This window comes from Emticicia sp. GW821-FHT11C11 (assembly GCF_058808615.1).
The window spans coordinates 693,463-711,758 of record NZ_JBXARV010000001.1; the positions used below are offsets into that span (position 1 = coordinate 693,463).

The 18,296-nt window shown below is 41.8% G+C and carries 20 protein-coding genes; 8 read left to right on the plus strand and 12 right to left on the minus strand.

Features of this window, described 5'->3' with window-relative positions:
- Positions 1-89 precede the first annotated feature (89 nt).
- The 3 genes from AC1RRY_RS02815 to AC1RRY_RS02825 all read left to right on the plus strand — a co-directional run bounded on the left by AC1RRY_RS02815 (position 90) and on the right by AC1RRY_RS02825 (position 3,464).
- Complete coding sequence (locus AC1RRY_RS02815) at positions 90-1,466, plus strand: HAMP domain-containing sensor histidine kinase (RefSeq protein WP_492818167.1); 1,377 nt, start codon at positions 90-92, stop codon at positions 1,464-1,466.
- A 196-nt stretch (positions 1,467-1,662) separates the two neighbouring features.
- Positions 1,663-2,118, plus strand: coding sequence for a DUF4920 domain-containing protein (locus tag AC1RRY_RS02820; protein WP_492818165.1), 456 nt, complete (start codon positions 1,663-1,665; stop codon positions 2,116-2,118).
- A gap of 65 nt (positions 2,119-2,183) precedes the next feature.
- A complete protein-coding gene (locus AC1RRY_RS02825; RefSeq protein ID WP_492818163.1) occupies positions 2,184-3,464 on the plus strand; it encodes an amidohydrolase family protein in 1,281 nt (426 codons plus the stop codon).
- A gap of 129 nt (positions 3,465-3,593) precedes the next feature.
- On the opposite strand, the gene AC1RRY_RS02830 is transcribed toward AC1RRY_RS02825, so the two are convergent.
- The 6 genes from AC1RRY_RS02830 to AC1RRY_RS02855 all read right to left on the minus strand — a co-directional run bounded on the left by AC1RRY_RS02830 (position 3,594) and on the right by AC1RRY_RS02855 (position 8,249).
- Complete coding sequence (locus tag AC1RRY_RS02830; RefSeq protein WP_492818161.1) at positions 3,594-4,316, minus strand: SDR family oxidoreductase; 723 nt, start codon at positions 4,314-4,316, stop codon at positions 3,594-3,596.
- A gap of 60 nt (positions 4,317-4,376) precedes the next feature.
- A complete protein-coding gene (locus AC1RRY_RS02835; RefSeq protein ID WP_492818159.1) occupies positions 4,377-4,604 on the minus strand; it encodes a DUF3820 family protein in 228 nt (75 codons plus the stop codon).
- Between the two features lie 193 nt (positions 4,605-4,797).
- Positions 4,798-6,171, minus strand: coding sequence for a Gfo/Idh/MocA family protein (locus tag AC1RRY_RS02840; RefSeq protein WP_492818157.1), 1,374 nt, complete (start codon positions 6,169-6,171; stop codon positions 4,798-4,800).
- Between the two features lie 150 nt (positions 6,172-6,321).
- A complete protein-coding gene (locus AC1RRY_RS02845) occupies positions 6,322-6,705 on the minus strand; it encodes a DUF3037 domain-containing protein (protein ID WP_492818155.1) in 384 nt (127 codons plus the stop codon).
- Positions 6,683-7,480, minus strand: coding sequence for a HipA family kinase (locus AC1RRY_RS02850; RefSeq protein ID WP_492818153.1), 798 nt, complete (start codon positions 7,478-7,480; stop codon positions 6,683-6,685). The genes AC1RRY_RS02845 and AC1RRY_RS02850 overlap by 23 nt, the downstream gene beginning before the upstream one ends.
- A 94-nt stretch (positions 7,481-7,574) precedes the next feature.
- Complete coding sequence (locus tag AC1RRY_RS02855) at positions 7,575-8,249, minus strand: TatD family hydrolase (RefSeq protein WP_492818151.1); 675 nt, start codon at positions 8,247-8,249, stop codon at positions 7,575-7,577.
- A 48-nt stretch (positions 8,250-8,297) separates the two neighbouring features.
- Here AC1RRY_RS02855 and AC1RRY_RS02860 point away from each other — a divergent pair, with 48 nt between their 5' ends.
- The gene (locus tag AC1RRY_RS02860; RefSeq protein ID WP_492818149.1) at positions 8,298-8,771 is read left to right on the plus strand and encodes a GNAT family N-acetyltransferase; all 474 of its coding nucleotides are present in this window, start codon (positions 8,298-8,300) and stop codon (positions 8,769-8,771) included.
- Positions 8,772-8,774: 3 nt separating this feature from the next.
- Here AC1RRY_RS02860 and AC1RRY_RS02865 read toward each other — a convergent pair whose 3' ends face one another.
- Together AC1RRY_RS02865 and AC1RRY_RS02870 are read right to left on the minus strand one after the other, a co-directional pair.
- Entirely contained in the window at positions 8,775-10,418 is a 1,644-nt protein-coding gene (locus tag AC1RRY_RS02865; RefSeq protein WP_492818147.1) for a CotH kinase family protein, read from the minus strand.
- A 31-nt stretch (positions 10,419-10,449) separates the two neighbouring features.
- Positions 10,450-11,358: a DNA/RNA non-specific endonuclease gene (locus AC1RRY_RS02870; RefSeq protein ID WP_492818145.1), complete on the minus strand. Its 909-nt coding sequence runs from the start codon at positions 11,356-11,358 to the stop codon at positions 10,450-10,452.
- 227 nt (positions 11,359-11,585) lie between these two features.
- Between AC1RRY_RS02870 and AC1RRY_RS02875 the strand changes: the two genes are divergently transcribed.
- Genes AC1RRY_RS02875 through lptC form a run of 4 tightly spaced genes read left to right on the plus strand, consistent with a single transcriptional unit; the run spans position 11,586 to position 15,055 of the window.
- Entirely contained in the window at positions 11,586-12,377 is a 792-nt protein-coding gene (locus AC1RRY_RS02875; RefSeq protein ID WP_492818143.1) for a tRNA threonylcarbamoyladenosine dehydratase, read from the plus strand.
- Positions 12,378-12,379: 2 nt separating this feature from the next.
- The gene (locus tag AC1RRY_RS02880; RefSeq protein WP_492818141.1) at positions 12,380-13,165 is read left to right on the plus strand and encodes a type III pantothenate kinase; all 786 of its coding nucleotides are present in this window, start codon (positions 12,380-12,382) and stop codon (positions 13,163-13,165) included.
- Positions 13,140-14,441, plus strand: a complete 1,302-nt coding sequence (gene bamG / locus AC1RRY_RS02885) for a BamG family beta-barrel-assembly machinery protein (RefSeq protein ID WP_492818139.1) — start codon at positions 13,140-13,142, stop codon at positions 14,439-14,441. The genes AC1RRY_RS02880 and bamG overlap by 26 nt, the downstream gene beginning before the upstream one ends.
- A gap of 11 nt (positions 14,442-14,452) precedes the next feature.
- Positions 14,453-15,055, plus strand: a complete 603-nt coding sequence (gene lptC / locus AC1RRY_RS02890) for an LPS export ABC transporter periplasmic protein LptC (RefSeq protein ID WP_492818137.1) — start codon at positions 14,453-14,455, stop codon at positions 15,053-15,055.
- On the opposite strand, the gene AC1RRY_RS02895 is transcribed toward lptC, so the two are convergent.
- The 4 genes from AC1RRY_RS02895 to recN are packed head-to-tail and all read right to left on the minus strand — an operon-like array spanning position 15,056 to position 18,212.
- On the minus strand, positions 15,056-15,454 hold the full coding sequence (locus AC1RRY_RS02895) for a c-type cytochrome (RefSeq protein ID WP_492818135.1): 399 nt from the start codon (positions 15,452-15,454) through the stop codon (positions 15,056-15,058).
- Between the two features lie 22 nt (positions 15,455-15,476).
- Entirely contained in the window at positions 15,477-16,085 is a 609-nt protein-coding gene (locus AC1RRY_RS02900) for an SCO family protein (protein ID WP_492818133.1), read from the minus strand.
- Between the two features lie 46 nt (positions 16,086-16,131).
- Positions 16,132-16,524: a hypothetical protein gene (locus AC1RRY_RS02905; protein WP_492818131.1), complete on the minus strand. Its 393-nt coding sequence runs from the start codon at positions 16,522-16,524 to the stop codon at positions 16,132-16,134.
- Between the two features lie 29 nt (positions 16,525-16,553).
- The gene (recN, locus tag AC1RRY_RS02910) at positions 16,554-18,212 is read right to left on the minus strand and encodes a DNA repair protein RecN (RefSeq protein WP_492818129.1); all 1,659 of its coding nucleotides are present in this window, start codon (positions 18,210-18,212) and stop codon (positions 16,554-16,556) included.
- Positions 18,213-18,296: the final 84 nt, after the last annotated feature.

An 18,296-nucleotide genomic window follows, 5' to 3' on the forward strand; every position in this document is an offset into this window, starting at 1 on the left:
TTCTTTTATTAAATTTCGGTTCAGTTTTGTTGATACACCTCGTTGTAAATAGGCAAGATTTAGATTCATGGCCTAAATAAAGACCAAATATGCAAATACGTACCAAGATAGCAATACAATTCACTATAATAATCGCCTGTATTCTTATTATATTCTCATTGGCTGTGTACTATACTTCAGAGAATTTCCGTAAGCAGGAGTTCTATAACAGGTTGCACGACAGAGGTATACTGACCGCCCAATTGTTGAAAGAGCTGAAGATTACAGAAAAAGATAAAAGGAAATTACGTGATGCCAACAAAACAATACTCGGCAAGCTGAATGTAGAAAAAGTGCTGATGTTCAATGATAAAGACGAACTGGTCTATGCCAGCTATGAGGCTGATTCTATCCTGTACAGCCCGGCGTTTCTGAAACAGGTAAGACAACAAAAGTATATTGAAAAGAGCGATTGGGATAATCAGTTGACGGGTTCATTATATACTGATGAAAACAACAAGTCGTACGTAGTAATAGCCAAAGCCAACGATATATACGGAAAAGAAAAACTGCAGAATGTCCGTGATACACTGATAATCAGTTTTGTGATTGGTATCACACTCACCATTATCCTGGGGTTTATTTTTGCCGGAGAATCGTTGAAACCTATTGCTGAAATTAACGAGGAGATTTCGAATATTACGGCCTATAATCTGAAACGAAAACTGAACACCGGTAATAACAAAGACGAAATAGCTAAGTTATCAAACAACTTTAACCAGATGTTGGAGCGTTTAGAGAACTCATTTCAATTGCAGAAAAGTTTTGTGTCTAATGCCTCGCATGAGCTGCGCACACCATTGGCCGCATTAAAGTCAGAAATTCAGATTGCCCTTGAAAACGAACGCACAGGTGATGAATACAAAAGCATTCTGAAATCGTTGCTGACTGATACGCAAAGGCTCATACAACTAACTAACGGTTTGTTACAACTGGCAAAATCAGAAAACCGTGAGGACAATATGGCACTGAAACCCGCACGGATTGATGAGGTATTGTTTAAAGCACAGGAAGAGGTGCAGAGCCTGAACACCAATTACAAAATAACGGTAGATTTCGACGACATACCTGAAGACGACAAGTGGGTAACCGTTAACGGCAATGAAACGCTTCTGCTAACCGTATTTACCAATTTGCTCGATAATGCCTGCAAATATTCACCGGACCACCAGGCGGAGGTGAAAATAAGGTTTAACCAGACGCAATGCATTGCAGCTGTAAAAGACAATGGGATAGGGATTCCGGAAATTGAACTGGGCAGAATTTTTGAGCCGTTTTATCGTACACAGAATGCCTCGGTTTATCGGGGGCATGGAATCGGTCTGTCGGTGTGCCGAAGAATCGTAGATATTCATCAGGGGAAAATTAAAGTGCAGAGCGAGGTAGGGAAAGGAAGTATTTTTGAAGTAACATTGCCTCACTTATAATTGAGTTCGGGTTAGGTTAATTCAGCCTAAGTAATAATATCAGAATGAAAGAAAAAATGATAACTTTGTAAAAACATAATTCTAAAAAAGATACCCGACAGTTTTACTGACCAGAATTATTAAAACCTATGACAGACAGTTATTTAGAAAAGTTTAGCCAATTTCTAAATTTAAACATTTTGTAAAAATCAAACAAATGAAAAAACTCGTTTCAATTCTCGCAATTTTAATCACCGTCAATGTTGCATTCGGCCAGAAATACGAAAACGTGGGTGAAAAAATCACTTCTGATGGAGCTTTGTCAACAGCAGAATTAAGCAAAAAAGCAAAAGAAACGCCTGCCTTCGAAAGCAAGGTTACAGGTGTGGTAGAATCGGTATGTCAGGTAAAAGGCTGCTGGATGAAAGTGAAAATGGAAGACGGACAAAGCATGCGTGTTACTTTTAAAGACTATGGTTTTTTTGTGCCAAAAGACTTAGCCGGAAAAACGGTAGTATTTGAAGGAAATGCTAAAACCAAAACTACATCGGTAGATGAACTTCGTCACTATGCCGAAGATGCCGGTAAAAGCAAGGAAGAAGTAGCTAAGATTACTGAAGCTAAAACAGAACTGACATTTGTAGCCAATGGCGTGTTGATTCCGAAAAACTAATAGTTGAAAGCCTCTCCGAATTGACAGAGAGGCTTTTTTATTCTTCATACCTAAACTAAACATCTATGAAAAAAAACTACCTCTTAGCCCTCATACTTGGTGTTTCTTCTCCGGTTTTGGCACAACGTACTCTGATTCACTGTGGTACCCTGATTGACGGTGTTGCTAATGCACCTAAAACACAAATGACAATTGTTGTAGAAAAAAATCGCATAACAGATATTCAAAATGGTTATTCGGCTGCACAACCTACCGACAAAGTAGTGAATATGAAAAACCGCACGGTGATGCCGGGCTGGATAGATATGCACGTACACATTGAGAGCGAAACCAGTAAAGATCAATACCTGAAACGCATGAGCCAGAGCATGGCCGATATAGCTTTTGAAGCACAAAAACATGCGAACACAACCTTAATGGCAGGTTTTACGACTGTAAGAGATTTAGGCGGCAGCGGAGTGAACATCTCTATCCGTAATGCCATTAATAAAGGTCTGGTAAACGGCCCAAGAATTTTTACTTCCGGCAGAACCATTGCTACTACCGGAGGACACGGCGACCCTACCAATGGTTTCAGCAATAGTTATTCAGTACCTGATTTTGTAACTAATGGGGTAGTAAACAGCCCGGACGAAGGACGCCAGGCTGTGCGCCAACGATATAAAGACGGTGCAGATGCAATTAAGATAACAGCTACCGGTGGGGTATTGAGTATTGCTAAAAATGGCAAAGGCCCTCAGTTTACCGAAGATGAAATTTCGGCCATTGTATCTACTGCGAAAGATTATGGCTTTCATGTGGCTGCTCATGCGCATGGTGCTGAAGGAATGAAAAGAGCCATCAGAGCGGGTGTAACTACAATTGAACACGCCACTTTTATGGACGACGAAGCCATTGAACTATTTAAAAAGCATGGTGCCTATTATGTGCCGACTATTATTGCCGGAAAAACCGTTGGCGATTCGGCCAAAGTACCTGGTTATTATCATCCACTGGTAGTGCCTAAAGCTATTGAAACCTCAAAGCAAATTGCTGAAACTTTTGCCAAAGCATATAAAGCCGGCGTGAAAGTAGCTTTCGGAACGGATGCGGGAGTGTTTCTGCATGGATACAATGCCAAGGAGTTTCAGTACATGACAGAAGGGGGCATGCCGATGCTGGAAGCCATTAAAGCAGCAACCATAGTAAATGCCGAAATTTTAGGAATGAAATCTGAATTAGGATCAATAGAAAAAGGAAAATTAGCCGATATTGTTGCTGTAGAAGGCGATCCGCTTAAAGATGCCAAAGTAATGATGAACGTAGCTCTTGTGATGAAAGACGGGAAGATCTATAAAGAAAAATAAGTTGTAAAAACAAACGCAAAACTTAAATATTTACTAAGGTTCAATGCAGATGTATTGAACCTTTTTTATGGGTATTTTATAAAAAATAAGGCAGGCGTTTGATAACCCTGCCTTATAAAAATAATGTTTTTATTTCGATGGAATCGATGGGCGCACTTCAATTTTGCTGGGTAAAGTGCGAGCCGGCATTTTGATTAAGTCCGACACAATCTGGCCGATGTCTTCCGGTTGAATCTTCCAGGCATCTTTTTCGCCGGGTGTGTGGTTATTGAAATGAGTAGCTACCGAACCGGGCATGATGGTAGATACTTTAATACCTTCCTGGCGTAAATCGAGCATAAGCGCCTGAGTAAAACCTACCAGACCAAATTTGCTGGCATTGTAGGCTGTCCCTTTGTCAAAGAAATTGGCTCCTGCCAGACTGGAAATGGTTATAAAATATCCTTTCGACGATTTAAGCGCATCTAAAGTGGCTTTGGCACTATAAAATACTCCGGTAAGGTTAATATCTATGGTTTCGTGCCATTGGTCAGCCGTCAGTTGCTGAAAAGGAACTAAATGGCCTACACCTGCATTGGCAATTACGTAATCGAGCCGACCCCAGGTTTGCAAAATGGTATCAACCGCCTGTTGCTGCGAGTCGAAATCGCGAACATCTGATACAAGTGGAAGCGCATACCCTTCTTTGATTTTGTTTAATTCTGTGGCCGCTGCCTCTGCTGCTTCTTTGTTACGGCTGGTAATAGCTACTCTGATTCCTTCTTTAATGAGTACCTCTGCTACACCATAGCCAATTCCTTTCGAACCGCCGGTAACCAGCGCAGTCCGGATAGTTGTTGTGTTATCAGACATATAAAAATGATATGAGTTATATTAGGCTATAACAGCCATTGCAAGCAGATAGTTTTGCATTCAGATTTTTCTTTCCTTCAATGGTTTGAGCAGGTATTCAAGACCGTTAAGTTTGATTTCATACATGGTAGCCAATAGTGTACCCAGTTTACCATCGGGGAAGCCCTCTCTCTGAAACCATAACAGATAATGCTCGGGGAGGTCACAGATAAGCCGGTCTTTATATTTGCCAAAAGGCATCCTGAACGTAACCAGTTCTTTAATTATAGCAGAATTTGCTTCACTCATTGGGTGGGTGTTTTAGTCTTAAAGTTGCTTCGACTCTATTCAAGAGTGATTCAAAAAAATGATTTAAATATTATGTAGATGTATTAAACACTATTTAACCCTGCTCTCTAAGTCTGTCCGTCGCGCGGAGAGACTTAAAGAACCCTTCCCCACTGTTGGGGAGACTCGAGTAGGGAAGGGATTGAGATTGTTCTTATTTCTTTTTCAGTTTCATCGTAATTGGATCCCAGTAAACTATTTTGTTGTCGAAATAGCTGAGATTACAAGCCAGTGCCGGAGCAGCCGCACGGAACCCGAAAATCGGGTCTTCAATGGTTTTTTGGCTGTTGGCACGCATATTATCGAAGAAATTCTTGAAGTGCTTGGCGTGCGCATCATCTCCTTGCGGTGTATCAAATTTTATTTCTTTTACCGGTTCAGCCTTTCTGTCGGCTTCAGAGTATTTTGCATTGTATTCTTTCAAAAACTCTTGTTGAGTAGCTTCGGCAAAGGTCGGGAAGCTTTCGCCATTTCCGTAACCCGGCGCTTTCGGAAGTTTTCTTTTGGTAAGCGTCAATCCGCTGGCACTCCATTGAATTTCTCCTTCAGTACCTACTACACGCGTTACGTTTTTAATAGCACCCGCATTGGCAAAGTTTACTCGCAGCACTGCCTGAAACTTGGTATGTTTTTCTGTTTCGGGGTAGTCAAGCACGGTTACCATTACATCGGGTACATCGCGGCCATCTTTCCAGTAGCTTAATTCGCCGGATGAGAAAATACGATGTGGCCCGATGGCTCCTGTCGCATAATGCATACCGGTAATGAGGTGCACAAATAAGTCTCCGGCTACTCCGGTACCATAGTCACGGTAATTTCTCCAGCGGAAGAAACGAGTGGAATCGAAAGGTCTGCGTGGAGCATCCCCTAAAAACTTATCCCAATCAATGGTTTGCGGTGAAGCATCCGGTGGGATAGAGTAAGTCCAGGCTCCCAGTGCATTGAAACGGTCGTAAGTGGCCTCAATGAAGTTGAGCTCACCGATTTCTCCGGACTGTAACAATCGCTGTGCTTCAGCATAGGCTGCTCCGCTGATAGGCTGGCTACCTACCTGCATGGTTTTACCGGTCTTTTGCCAGGTCTCTATTACGGCACGGCCTTCATCAATATGTTGAACCATCGGTTTTTCGCAGTAAACAGCTTTGCCTGCTTTCAGGGCATCAATCGAAATGCGGTCGTGCCAATGGTCAGGCGTGGCTATGATAACCGCATCTATATCTTTGCGGGCTAGTATTTCTCTGTAGTCTCTGGTGGTAAAAAGGTCTTTGTTGTATACTTCTTTGCCTCTTACTAATCGTCCGTCATACAAATCGGCGACAGCTACCAATTCTGCTTCAGGATTTCTCAAAGCTGCTCTGGTGTCAGAGTTTCCCTGAATACCCAGACCGATAGTTGCAATGCGGATTTTGTCGTTCGGACTTATTTTTAAACTCTTGATGATATTAAAAGGCTTGGCGAATGATTCAGTAGCCATCAGCACCGAAGCCGCACCAATACCTTTAATGAACTTTCTGCGAGAAGGTGTCATAGTAAATGATTGTTGGGGTTAAATACGTGAGGGTATAAATTTAGTGTTAACTAAGATTTTATACAAGAAATTAACTGACTTATACTACTCGATAAATGTATTTTGCTGATAAATAGAATAGCGGCTCATAAACCTATTACAAAATGAGGTTTAAAGTACCAGTTGTGTATACAACCTGTGAAGTGTCTCTTGTGGGTCGGTGCAAAAACCGGGGTGTATTTTTGAGGTCTGTATAATGGTACTGCGGGTGGCGGTCAACCAGCGGAAACGAGAAGCAATAGGCAGGGTACCTATAGGGCCGCTGTTTCTGCCCCCTTTGCAAATGCGTTCCAGAGTTTGGAGGTATTCCTGTAGTTCTTCAGCCTCCAACGTGCACGAAAATGCTCTTAAACGTGCTTCGTCCAGTTTGTACAAGGCCTGCAAAAAGCCTTTAGACGAGCAATAGAGAATCACTCCCACATTCAGGAATTCTTCTCTTTCAACCCGAGGTACAATCCGGATAACGGCATATTCATATAAGTGATTCTCTTGCATGCTGGGCTTCTTTTACAAAGTTTTCGGAGTGATTCACTCTGGATTCTAAAAATTGAGCATATACTGCCCTTCTTTCTTCCGGCGATTCTGTCAGCGAGGCATCCTGCAGCCAGTCGTCTGGTACTAAGGCCACAATGGCTCTTATCAACTGAGGGGTCAGTATTTTTCTGAATTTTTCGTCAATGGCCTCCAATTCACTGGCAAACGCAAGCAACACATGGTCTTTTATCTGTACAAAAGGTCGTTCGGATTGTTCTTTCCAGTTGTCCCACGAGTGATGGAAATACAGTGAGGCTCCGTGGTCAATCAACCATAATTCTTTGTGCCACATGAGCATATTGGTATTGCGGGCGGTGCGGTCAACATTGGTAAGCAGGCAATCAAGCCACACAATTTGCGAGGCAAGTTCCGGGCTGATGGTGTTCAGTACAGGGTCGAAAGTGATAGCGCCTGACAGGTAGTGTACACCCAGGTTTAGCCCGACACTTGCCTGTAGCAGATCTTGTATTTCTTCGTCCGGCTCAGTTCTGCCAAAAGCGGCATCCAGATTGGCAAAAACCATTTCAGGCATGCGCAGACCCAGTGTACGGGCTATTTCGCCACCTATCAGTTCTGCAATCAGTGCTTTTACGCCCTGTCCGGCACCTCTGAATTTCAGAGCATATAAAAAATTGTCGTCCGCTTCCACAATAGCAGGCAACGATCCGCCCTCGCGCAATGGCGTAACATAGCGGGTTATGTTGACGGTCCTTAACTGAGCTTGTTCGTTGTTCATTGTATTGCTTCGATTGCTCTTCAGGCAAATGCCTTTTTTACTGTGCCGTAAAAGTAATCAAAATTACGATTGCTTATGGGAATCGATATTTTTATTAGGCTTTGTGAGAAGCCAAATAATTATCGAAGATTATATTTTCCAGTTCTTCAACGGAAAGATTCTTCACCTTTGCAGCTTTCTGATAGACTTCAGCAATGGAGATGTCTTTATCATCGGTTTCAAGGAAAAGCTTTTCAGCCGGAATCTCGTGCAGAATTTTCAATGCATTTGAGTCCTCATGTAATAAAGCACCACCTAACGATAAATAGAATCCTTTCTCTATCAATTGTCTGGCTATTTCAATTTTGCTGTTGAAACCATGCAATATTAAAGGTACCCTTGGGCGAACTATTTTTTTGATGGAAAACAATTCGTTATAACATCTCACACAGTGAATGACAACAGGTTTTCTGTACTCTTCTGCCAGTCTGATTTGTTTAATGAAGATTTCTTCCTGCAAAGGCAATGGCGCTCCTTTGAGCCGGTCCAGGCCGCATTCACCTACCATTTTTACAGACGGGTCGGCAACTATAGAAGCCAGTTTCTTAAGTTGTAAAGGATATAGTTTCTCGTTAATATACCAGGGGTGTATACCAACCGATAGCCAGTTATCAGAATTAGGCAAGGCAAAGGTTTCCAATGCTTCTTCTGAATCGGGTATAATTTCGTTGAAAATTATCTGCTCACCGGCTTGTTTTTTCAAAAGATGTGTATGTAAATTGAGCAGCATTTTTGTGCTTTTTTTATACTGATTATCAATACCCAATCGCAAATATATATGCCCGGTTTATCAATTACTATCAAATGTGTACCTTTCTATGAGTTGAGTCTGGAGGAACTGTATGCGATTCTGGCATTGCGGCAAGAGGTATTTATTGTAGAGCAAAACTGCCCCTTTTTAGATGCCGACAGTAAAGACCAGATTGCACTACACCTGATGATTTATGATGAGGCCGGCAAACTATCGGCATATACCCGGCTTTTCGATAAGGATATCTATTATAAGGGCTATACGTCTATCGGGCGGGTGGTTACTTCACCTCATGCACGGGGTGGAGGTTTAGGCAGGTTGCTGATGGAAAAATCGATTGACAAAGTATTGAGCGAATTTAAAAAAGCCCCCATTAAAATAGGCGCACAGAAGTATCTCGAAAAGTTTTATCAATCACTGGGTTTTGAGTTAACAGGTAATGATTACATAGAAGACGGCATTCCGCATACTTATATGATTTACGATAAACACCTCTGCTAAGACCTATTCCTTTACTATCTTCTTCACGATTTTATTTCCGGTTGTTTCCAGTTGCAGTATTCCTAAGTTACCGGGGTAAGTACCGGGTGGTATTTGTATCGTGAGCCGGTTTTCTCCGACCTGCAGTATTTCATCTTTTCTGACCAATGTTTTCCCTTGCATATCAGTCAGAAACAAGCTGGCTTTTTCTGCTTTTGGCGAATAAACCGTAATATAAATTTTATCTGAATAAGGGTTCGGATAGGTACTCATCGACAAGACATGCTCAGCACCACCGGGCTCAACAGCTGTTATCGCTTGATTAGTGAGTTGTTTGATGTTGCTATCAAGCCATTGCAGGCGATTGGCTATGAATATTTTCAGTTCTTCGACTTCTCCGGTCCAGCTATTTGATATTGGATTAGGCTGTGGCCAGACATACACCCCTAATATGGGCCATTTCTGGAAGTTTCTCTGTGCAGGTTTCTGCAAAACAACCGTCAGGCTATCGATGTATTCATTAATCTTTTCGCGCTGAAATGCGCCAGTTTTTCGTTGGTAGCTATATTCTTCACTCAATTCTCGTACAAAAGCGGAGTCTTCCATCATCCGTTCCCACCAGAATGGCACCTGAAGCCCATCGTTCGGACAAACATCGTTAAACTTGTATGAGAAACCTTTATAGCTGTCTCCTTCGCAATAATTACCGTTGCCGTAAGATATGTCGTAATCCCAGGGCGGACCGGCTTTTATTTTGCCACCCTTGCTGTCTTTATCCTTGTAGAAAAAAGTACTGATGCGGTAACCATCCACATTTTTGGAAATCTCGTTGGTCAGAAACAGCTTTATAAAAGAGGGGGTATCGAAGTATTTCCGGTAACCGTTTTCCTTGTCTCTGAAGTTATCATTTTTCAGCGCTTTTTCGGCTCCGTTAACATATTCGCTTAAATAGGTTTTTTGTTCGGAAGTAATGGTTTTAGGCGCTTCGTACAGATAATAAGTCCGGTTGTTGACAGGCAGATAATTGGTGAATTGAGATGTCCACCCGCCTATGTTGGTTCCTGTATTTTTATCTACTTTGAAAATGTATCCGCCCGTAATGTCATCGCCTTTCAGGTCTGTTTCTTTCAGTTTCGCAATATCGACTCTGCCTGTTGCTCTTTTGACTTTCTCCATAAAAACATAAACACCCATGTAAGTGTCATTAATGAAAACCTCCACATATTGGGTACGGCTGGCGTAAATTCCCATTTGTCGTGCCAGGTGCATGGTCAATACATTATGCATCAGGCTTTTTTCGTTGTAAGAAGCAAAAAGAATCCAGTCTGATTCTTCAGGCATGCCAAAAATGCTGGCATCTTTAGATTTCCCTTTGTCGTCCCATAATTCTATGCCATAACTTTTTTTAGGGAACATCTGTGAAGAAGACCCGCGGGTTTCGATACCTATCAAACCATTATAATGATTCGGAATATCTTTGACACTATTGGTTTTACCGGGACCATTGTAAATGATTTTCATTTCGGCTTTAATCTTCGGATCATCTAAAATAGCATTCCCCAAGGTATTGATGTATATAATGGGTAGGTTTGATGATTCCAGGGTCTGTCCGCAGGCAAGTCCTGAATACAAAGAAATGAGTAAAAGATTAAAGTATATTTTTTTCATAGGTTAGATTTTTTCGGATAATATAGTATTCTTACTGTTTGATGGCCGATACCTGAATAGTCGGGCCATTATCAGGCTCGGCTTCTATGATTTGCTGAATTTTAACCGGCACATTCGATAAGAAATCGTAACCGGTAATTTTCTCCAGATCATCAATGCTTAAACGATACTCACCCCATTTGGTATCTGATACGGTTTGCCGGTTGGGGATATATACGGCTACAACACGTGTTTGTTCGTTTATTCTGCTTATATCGTTTTGTCCGATGGGCAGAATCACAATTACTTTCCAGAAATTCTGAGGTACAACCATTTTGCCGTTGTCGAGTGTAAAGCTTTTACCACCGTCGGTGCCCGTACCTGCTGTGCCGTGTACACCTGCAATAATGTATAGTTCATTGCCTTCGGCTGCTACTTTTCGGCAATAGGCTTCCAGGTCAGCCCAAAGGCCGCGGTTGTGATTAGGAGCCTGCGGAACAATATTAGTCATAAGAAAAGTGGCGTCGTTGTCAGTCATGCTTCCGTTTCTGTCGCCCGATGGACACAGATGACCACGGTCAAACCCGGAATGAAGATAATCAGTACTATGAACCCTGTACCAGTCTTTGGGTAGTGTTTCGTCTGCCCTGAAATTATCGGTTCTTTCGGCGGCTCCCAGCCAGGCACTGCTCAGGTGCCAGCTTACCCAGTTGGCCGAGCTTCGTTCTCTGCTATAAGAAAGGGCATACTGGGGCTTTATCATCAGATAATTATTCTCGTCGTTCACAGAAGCTTTACTGGGGTTGCCCAGTGCCAGGTTGTAATCCCTTGTGGCAATGGTTGAGTTTTCTGTGTCAGTAGTGTTTTTATTTGTGGTAGTCGCAATTTTACGAGGCACACAAGCAATAACAACAGCCGAGAAGAATAAAACAAACCAGGGCTTTCTTGAAAAAACGGACATAGAAAATGTAAGATTTTTCTCAAAAATATGAAAAAATCGGTAGTTACCGCGTCTATGTTAAGAAGATGTTAATCATTGATTGAATTAAGCAGTGTGGTTTACTTAATCAAGCGGTCACAGAACCGGGTGAATATGCAAACCCATTATGAAGAAAAATAACGTGAATCGTCAGATTGTATGTAACTTTGAGGTTTATTGAACCTAAATATTAAGAATACGCTAAAAAAATGCCTGCCTGGTTGTCGCGTTCCGAATTGTTAGTCGGAACAGAAGGAATAGAAAAATTACAAAGTGCCCACGTATTGGTGGTGGGATTAGGAGGGGTTGGCTCATTTGCAGCCGAGTTTATATGTCGTGCCGGTGTAGGAGAAATGACGATTGTAGATGGCGACGTAGTAGACCCTAGCAACAGAAACCGGCAATTACCGGCTTTGGCTACTAACCACGGGGTATCGAAAGCCGATATTATGGCCGAACGCCTGTCAGCGATTAATCCGGAACTGAAATTGAATGTGGTGAAAGAATTTCTGACGCCTGAAAAATGCCGGGAGATACTGGAAGTGAGATATGATTATGTAATGGATTGTATCGACAGCATTACACCGAAATTGACGTTGCTTTCTACAGCGTATGAGCAGAAACAAAAAATTGTAAGCTCAATGGGCGCAGGAGGGAAGATGGACCCGACCCAGTTGTTTGTGGCCGATTTGTATGATACCTACGAGTGCCTGTTTGCACAGTATGTCCGCAAGCGTATCAAGAAGCTAGGTGTTTATGCAGGTATTAAAGCAGTTTTTTCGACCGAAGCCGTCAAACGGGATTCGCTGATTCTGACAGATGGCAGTAATTTTAAAAGATCAGCCTATGGTACCATTTCGTATATTCCTGCAGCCTTTGGTGGAGTTTGTGCGTCTGTAGTGATACGCGAATTGCTAGGGTATCCGGTTGAAATGGTAAAAAGACCGAAAAGAATCCGGAAAAAGTCAAGGAAAAAAACGATTAAGAAAACTGAAGAATAGCCATGTTTGGAGCCGTAGACATCGGGAATACATTCGCTAAAGTGGGTCTTTTCGAAAAGGATGAGCTACTGGATGTAGTAACCGGACTTGAAATTGAAGCGCTGGACGATTTTCTTTCGTTAAAAAAAGTTAAAAGAGCCATTATTTCTTCCGTCACCCGAAATCAGGAAGAATTAGATGCTATCTTTGAACAGGCACCGTTTGATAAACTGATTCTCAATCCGGCTACTGTTCTGCCTATTGAGAAAGATTATGAAACGCCTGAAACGCTCGGGGCCGACCGCCTGGCTGCTGCAGTAGGAGCCAATTTCCTGTATCCTGATAGTAATTGCCTCGTTATTGACATGGGTACGGCTATTAAATATGACTACGTGTCAGCCGATGCCGGAAAAGGTACGTTTAGAGGTGGTATAATTTCTCCGGGCATGAGAATACGATTTGAATCACTCCATACGTTTACAAAAAGATTACCCCTCGTGAGCGCAGAAGAGATTCCGGAGTTGATAGGTAAAAGCACTAAAACGTGTATACAGAGCGGAGTGGTGAACGGAATCATTGCAGAAGTGAACGGAATGATTGAAAATTACACAAAACTGGGCAAATGTGAGGTAATCTTGTGCGGTGGTGATGCCTCTTTCTTTGAAAGTCGAATAAAAAAGCCGAACTTTGCGGGCTCATTGGAAAAAACTCCGATTGACAATACAAAAATTGAATTGATACCAAATTTAGTCCTGATCGGGCTAAACCGAATTTTAAGATACAATGTTGAAAAACTTACTACTCATTAATTGTTTTTTCATTTGCACTCTTGTACTTACAGATACATTCGCTCAAAGAAAAGAATCAAGATTAACCGGTAACTCTCCTTACTCGGCTTTAGGGATAGGCGATGTGGCACCAGGCGGAACTATTGCCAGTGATGCCATGGGCAATACAGGCTTAACTTTCGGCAATGGTATTTATCTCAACACCATCAATCCTGCCATGTTAGCCAAAAACCGCTTTGTGGCATTCAATACAGGTATCCGCGGGCAATACCGTACCATTTCAGACGGAACCAATTCTCAGTCTGATTTTGGAGCTAACCTGAGCCACATAATGATGGCTTTCCCGATAAAGCCGAAATGGACGATGTCGATTGGTTTAAGACCTCACTCAAGTGTAGAATATGAAGCACGTTATATTCGGCAGGTTCCTGGTACAACCAATAATGTACAATACATCTACAAAGGTCAGGGTGGTTTTTCTAAGGCCACAATGGGTACAGGGCATTTGATTGGTAAATCACTATATGTAGGAGCAGAAGGAGCTTATTATTTTGGCAGTATGAGTCGCGATACTACTTCAAGATTGTTATTGAACGATGGAGAGGATTATTACTTGCGTTATACGGACCGTATCAATGCCAATGGATTTGGTGTAAAGGGTGGGTTTGCATGGCAACAGAAACTGTCTGAAAAATGGTATTTGAATCTGGGAGGTACCTATGAATTACAAAACAAACTGAATGGGGAGCAATTGCGTAGTTTAACTACTTTGATTGAAGGTCAGAATGGCCCTCAGGTACTTAAAAAACCTGATACTCTGAGTATTGCTAAAGGTAATTTGACTCTGCCGTCTCAATATGCTATCGGTATCAGTCTGGAAAGTCCGCTAAAATGGATTTTTGCAGCTGAATACAGTAAGCAGGACTGGAAACAATACCGCAATTTCCAGGGCGTAGCTGAAAATACGCTTACCGGCAGCGAAAGAATAGCCGCCGGAATTGAATTCCTGCCTAAAGTTACTTCTACGTCCTATTTCAATCAGGTGTTTTATCGGGTAGGTTTCCAGCAGATTAAGACACCGTATCTGATTAATAATACGCAAGTGATTGACAGAAGCTTCTCATTTGGTCTTTCTACACCGTTAGGATACAGAAACCTGAGTTATATTGACTTCGGCGTATCAATAGGCAACAGAGGCGTTGTGGGCAATGGACTTATTAAAGAAAACTACATTAAGATGTCTTTAGGGTTCTCATTGATCGATACGCGCTGGTTCCTTAAATCGAAAATCGATTAATAGCGACAGCTATGAAAAGTATATCTTCATTACGTATCGGGCGCCTCATGCTCTGCTTGGTGGCAATTGTGGGAATGTTTTTCTTATCATGTGAAGATAAAAAGAAAAAGGGTGGACCTCAGAGATACAACGGGCCGTTGATGGTAACAGACAACCTGGCCATTATGATGAGTGATTCCGGCAAAACGACTGTGAAGGTCACTACTGCCCGACAGATAAAACTGCAAAACGAAGATGAGGTTTATCCTAAGCCGATATACGTTACTTTTTTTGATAAAAACGGCGTAGAGTATTCTTCATTAAGGGGAGACTCCGGGCGTTATTTCAAAAATGAAGGATTGTACAAAGTAATGGGTAATGTGTTCTTCTTTAATCGTCTTCAGAAACAAAGCCTTTCAACAGATTTATTAAACTGGAGTACCAGTAAGAAAAAGATCTTTACTGATCATCCGTTCGTAATTAAGACGATCGCAGATGAAATACATGGCATAGGTATGGAGGCTGATCAGGACTTTACCCATTATACCCTCAGAAGAAGCAAAGGAGTTTTGGCGATTGATTCTGTTGCTACAGGTGGTGGAGCAGAAGCCGAACCGGATACTACCAGCAATTAGTCAGTGTTGTTTCAGGGCTTTTTCTACTTCTTCTATGGTAGTTATTTTTTGCTCATTTCCCCATTCGTTATAGATATAGGTTACAACCTCAGCGATATCCAGATTTTGCAAGTGGCTATTAGCTGGCATGGGTTGGTTGTAAGATTTTCCGTTCACTATTATCTCGCCTGATAAACCATTCTTTATCGCTAAAATTACTCTGGTTTTGTTTTGCAGGAAATCGCTTCCTGCAATGGGCGGATATAAGTTTTGTAAACCCTTGCCGTCTTTCTGGTGACAGTTGGCACAGTTTTGTTCAAAAATTTCTTTCCCGCCAATATAATATTGTTCCAGTTTGATTTGCTCTGCCGACTGGCATGCATTCAATAAAACCAGAAAAGGGATAAATTTCAAGGGCATCCGCCTGTATTTCTGTATCATATCATTCTTCTTCCTTCAACAAGGTATTCATGTCTTTTATCAGACGGCTCACGTCTTTTTCCTGGGTACCGTCGTACATACCTCTTACTCTGCGTTTTTTATCGACAAGTATAAACGCACCGCTGTGAATGATACCACCCGCTGCGGTTGAATCTTCACCGGCAGTTACATAATACGCTTCCTGCCCTAATTCATAAATCTTACTTCTTTCACCTGTTACAAAATGCCAGAAGTTTCCTTCAACACGAAGACGCTTTGCATAGGCTTTCAATACTGCTACCGAATCATGACGGGGGTCTATGGTATGCGAAAGGATACCTACTTGCGGATTATCTTTGAATTTGTCGTAGATCCGGAGCAGTTGCGTTTTCATGATAGGGCAAATAGTAGGGCAGGTAGTAAAGAAGAAATCAGCCACATAAATTTTGTTGTTGTAGGTCTGATTGGTCACTTCGTTACTATCCTGATCAACAAATTTGAAATCAGGTATGGTATGATACACCGAGTCGCCATTGATGAATTCGCGATCTCCCAGTATGGGCAGTTTTTTTGGTTGGCAGGCTCCCAGTATACCGCTGAGAACTACCATTAATATAATCAGGTGCTTCATATAGTAAAATCTCTCTCTCTGAAAGCGTTAGGCATTCAGTAAATAATTATTTCAGAAAATCTTCAGCTTTTTTCTTGGCATCAAGGGTTTTTTGTTTGATTTTATCTCCCTCTGTTTTCAGCTCTATTAATGCACTTACTTTCTCCTGGCTGTCTTTCATGTCGGCGGCATCACCCAGTTTGGGCATCCAGGCTTCCATATCACCATAGGCTTCATCAAGTATTTTTGATATTTCAAGTGCCTGTTTTTTGCCAGTAGAGTCCATGGTCTCTGCCTTTTTTATTACTTTTTCGCGATAGGTTTCCAATTCCATGCTCACCGGCATTACATCGTCGTGCAATTTGAAAGTTTCTTCTTTCAGTTTGGCTGCTTCTTCCGCATATTTATTGGCACAAGAAAAAGTAAAAATGACTAATAGTGAATAAAGTATCGTTTTCATTTGATTCAGGTTATTGTTCATTAATTTTTTTAGATACTGAAGCCTAATATTTCTATGGCACTATGTATGGCGCTTTCTGACGGATTTTCGCCCCCGATCATTTTTGCGATTTCCACAATTCGTTCATCCGGTTTCAACTGGCGTATCCGGCTCATGGTTTTTGATGAGCTATTGTCTTTATAGACAAAGAAATGGCTGGTGCCCCGGCCTGCTATCTGATGCAAATGCGTAATGGCAATTACTTGCAGGTTCTGTGCCATTTCGAGCATCATTTTTCCTACTTTGATGGCCACTTCACCGGAAATACCCGTGTCTATTTCATCAAAAATAATAGTTGGTAAGGAACGCTTATCACTCAACACGTATTTAATAGCAAGCATCAACCGGGAAAATTCGCCACCTGAAGCTACATCTTTCAACTGCCGTGGAGTAATACCTTTATTGGCACTGAACAGGAACTGAATCTGGTCGATGCCGTCGTTGGTTAGTTTACCCGTCTGTTGTTGGATTTTCATGGCAGCATTAGGCATTCCTAATTCCACAAGCAGACTTACCACGCGTTTTTCTATATCGGGCAGTACTTTCTGGCGCGAGCCAGATAAAACTTCTGCGGCATGCATGGCCATTTCATAGGCTTTGTCTACACGCTCTTTAGCCGCAGCAAGGTTTTCGCTCAGGTTAATAACCCTGCTTACTTTTTCTTCCAGCACGGCCTGTATTTCCAGCAACTCAGCGTTTGATTTCGCCCCGTGCTTTTGCTGAAGTTTAAATAGCAAATCGAGGCGGCTCTGAATATTCTCTATCTGTTGGCTGTCAAGTTCTATATTTTCTTCTTCTGCCTCAATGTCTCGTGCCAGATCTTTCAGTTCGAGCAGGCAGGATTGAATCCTGTCTTTATATTGCTGATATTCAGGCGAGTAGCCAGCTATTGGATTAAGATTGCTAACAATACTCTGCAGACTGGAAAGTACCGATTGCTCGGTATCTGTCAGGTAAGTATGAGTTGTTCGTAGTTTTAATTTTACTTCTTCGGCATGCTCCAGAATATTCAGTTCCTGTTCCAGTTGCTCCTGCTCGTTGGCTTCCAGTTTGGCTTTTGTCAATTCATCTAACTGAAAACTGTTAAACTCAAATTCTTTTTTACTTTGCTCTGCATCAGTCTGTAGTTGTGCGTAAGCATCTTCCAGTTTTTTATAGGTGCGGTACTTCTCCTGATACTCAACCAGTTTATAATGGCATTGCGCATAAGTATCAACAATGGTTAATTGATATTCATTAGAACCCAACTGGATGGTGTCATGCTGGGAATGGATATCCATTAATTGAGAAGTTATCTTGCGAAGCGTTTCGAGTGTTACCGGAGTATCATTAATAAATGCGCGCGATTTACCACTGGGTGCAATCTCCCGGCGAATGATACACGGATTTTCAAAATCAAGCTCTTCTTCGTCGAATATATTCTTTATGTAGAAGCCATCCATTGAAAAAGTGCCCTCTATTATACACTTTTCTGCTTCATTGTATAGCGTTTTCACGTCAGCACGATTCCCCAGCAGTAAACCTATCGCACCCAGCATAATAGATTTCCCGGCACCTGTTTCGCCTGTAACAATGTTAAGATGAGCATCCGGAGAAATTTCAAGCTGCTCTATAAGTGCATAATTCTTAATCAGAAGGTTTGAAAGCATGAAAAAAGCTTTGTTTGAGTAATTAAGTTATACAAAACATTATCAGTAAAGAAGATAAACGCTCAGTATATCTTTACGTATGTT

Excerpts from the sequence above, each read along its gene's own strand:
- AC1RRY_RS02815 (WP_492818167.1), top strand. The coding sequence starts at position 90 with ATGCAAATACGTACCAAGATAGCAATACAATTCACTATAATAATCGCC.
- AC1RRY_RS02875 (WP_492818143.1), top strand. The coding sequence starts at position 11,586 with ATGCCTGCCTGGTTGTCGCGTTCCGAATTGTTAGTCGGAACAGAAGGA.
- AC1RRY_RS02870 (WP_492818145.1), bottom strand. The coding sequence starts at position 11,358 with ATGTCCGTTTTTTCAAGAAAGCCCTGGTTTGTTTTATTCTTCTCGGCT.
- AC1RRY_RS02830 (WP_492818161.1), bottom strand. The coding sequence starts at position 4,316 with ATGTCTGATAACACAACAACTATCCGGACTGCGCTGGTTACCGGCGGT.
- AC1RRY_RS02860 (WP_492818149.1), top strand. The coding sequence starts at position 8,298 with ATGCCCGGTTTATCAATTACTATCAAATGTGTACCTTTCTATGAGTTG.
- AC1RRY_RS02900 (WP_492818133.1), bottom strand. The coding sequence starts at position 16,085 with ATGAAGCACCTGATTATATTAATGGTAGTTCTCAGCGGTATACTGGGA.
- AC1RRY_RS02855 (WP_492818151.1), bottom strand. The coding sequence starts at position 8,249 with ATGCTGCTCAATTTACATACACATCTTTTGAAAAAACAAGCCGGTGAG.
- AC1RRY_RS02880 (WP_492818141.1), top strand. The coding sequence starts at position 12,380 with ATGTTTGGAGCCGTAGACATCGGGAATACATTCGCTAAAGTGGGTCTT.
- lptC (WP_492818137.1), top strand. The coding sequence starts at position 14,453 with ATGAAAAGTATATCTTCATTACGTATCGGGCGCCTCATGCTCTGCTTG.
- AC1RRY_RS02825 (WP_492818163.1), top strand. The coding sequence starts at position 2,184 with ATGAAAAAAAACTACCTCTTAGCCCTCATACTTGGTGTTTCTTCTCCG.
- recN (WP_492818129.1), bottom strand. The coding sequence starts at position 18,212 with ATGCTTTCAAACCTTCTGATTAAGAATTATGCACTTATAGAGCAGCTT.
- AC1RRY_RS02845 (WP_492818155.1), bottom strand. The coding sequence starts at position 6,705 with ATGCAAGAGAATCACTTATATGAATATGCCGTTATCCGGATTGTACCT.
- AC1RRY_RS02865 (WP_492818147.1), bottom strand. The coding sequence starts at position 10,418 with ATGAAAAAAATATACTTTAATCTTTTACTCATTTCTTTGTATTCAGGA.
- AC1RRY_RS02905 (WP_492818131.1), bottom strand. The coding sequence starts at position 16,524 with ATGAAAACGATACTTTATTCACTATTAGTCATTTTTACTTTTTCTTGT.
- AC1RRY_RS02850 (WP_492818153.1), bottom strand. The coding sequence starts at position 7,480 with ATGAACAACGAACAAGCTCAGTTAAGGACCGTCAACATAACCCGCTAT.
- AC1RRY_RS02835 (WP_492818159.1), bottom strand. The coding sequence starts at position 4,604 with ATGAGTGAAGCAAATTCTGCTATAATTAAAGAACTGGTTACGTTCAGG.
- AC1RRY_RS02895 (WP_492818135.1), bottom strand. The coding sequence starts at position 15,454 with ATGCCCTTGAAATTTATCCCTTTTCTGGTTTTATTGAATGCATGCCAG.
- bamG (WP_492818139.1), top strand. The coding sequence starts at position 13,140 with ATGTTGAAAAACTTACTACTCATTAATTGTTTTTTCATTTGCACTCTT.
- AC1RRY_RS02840 (WP_492818157.1), bottom strand. The coding sequence starts at position 6,171 with ATGACACCTTCTCGCAGAAAGTTCATTAAAGGTATTGGTGCGGCTTCG.
- AC1RRY_RS02820 (WP_492818165.1), top strand. The coding sequence starts at position 1,663 with ATGAAAAAACTCGTTTCAATTCTCGCAATTTTAATCACCGTCAATGTT.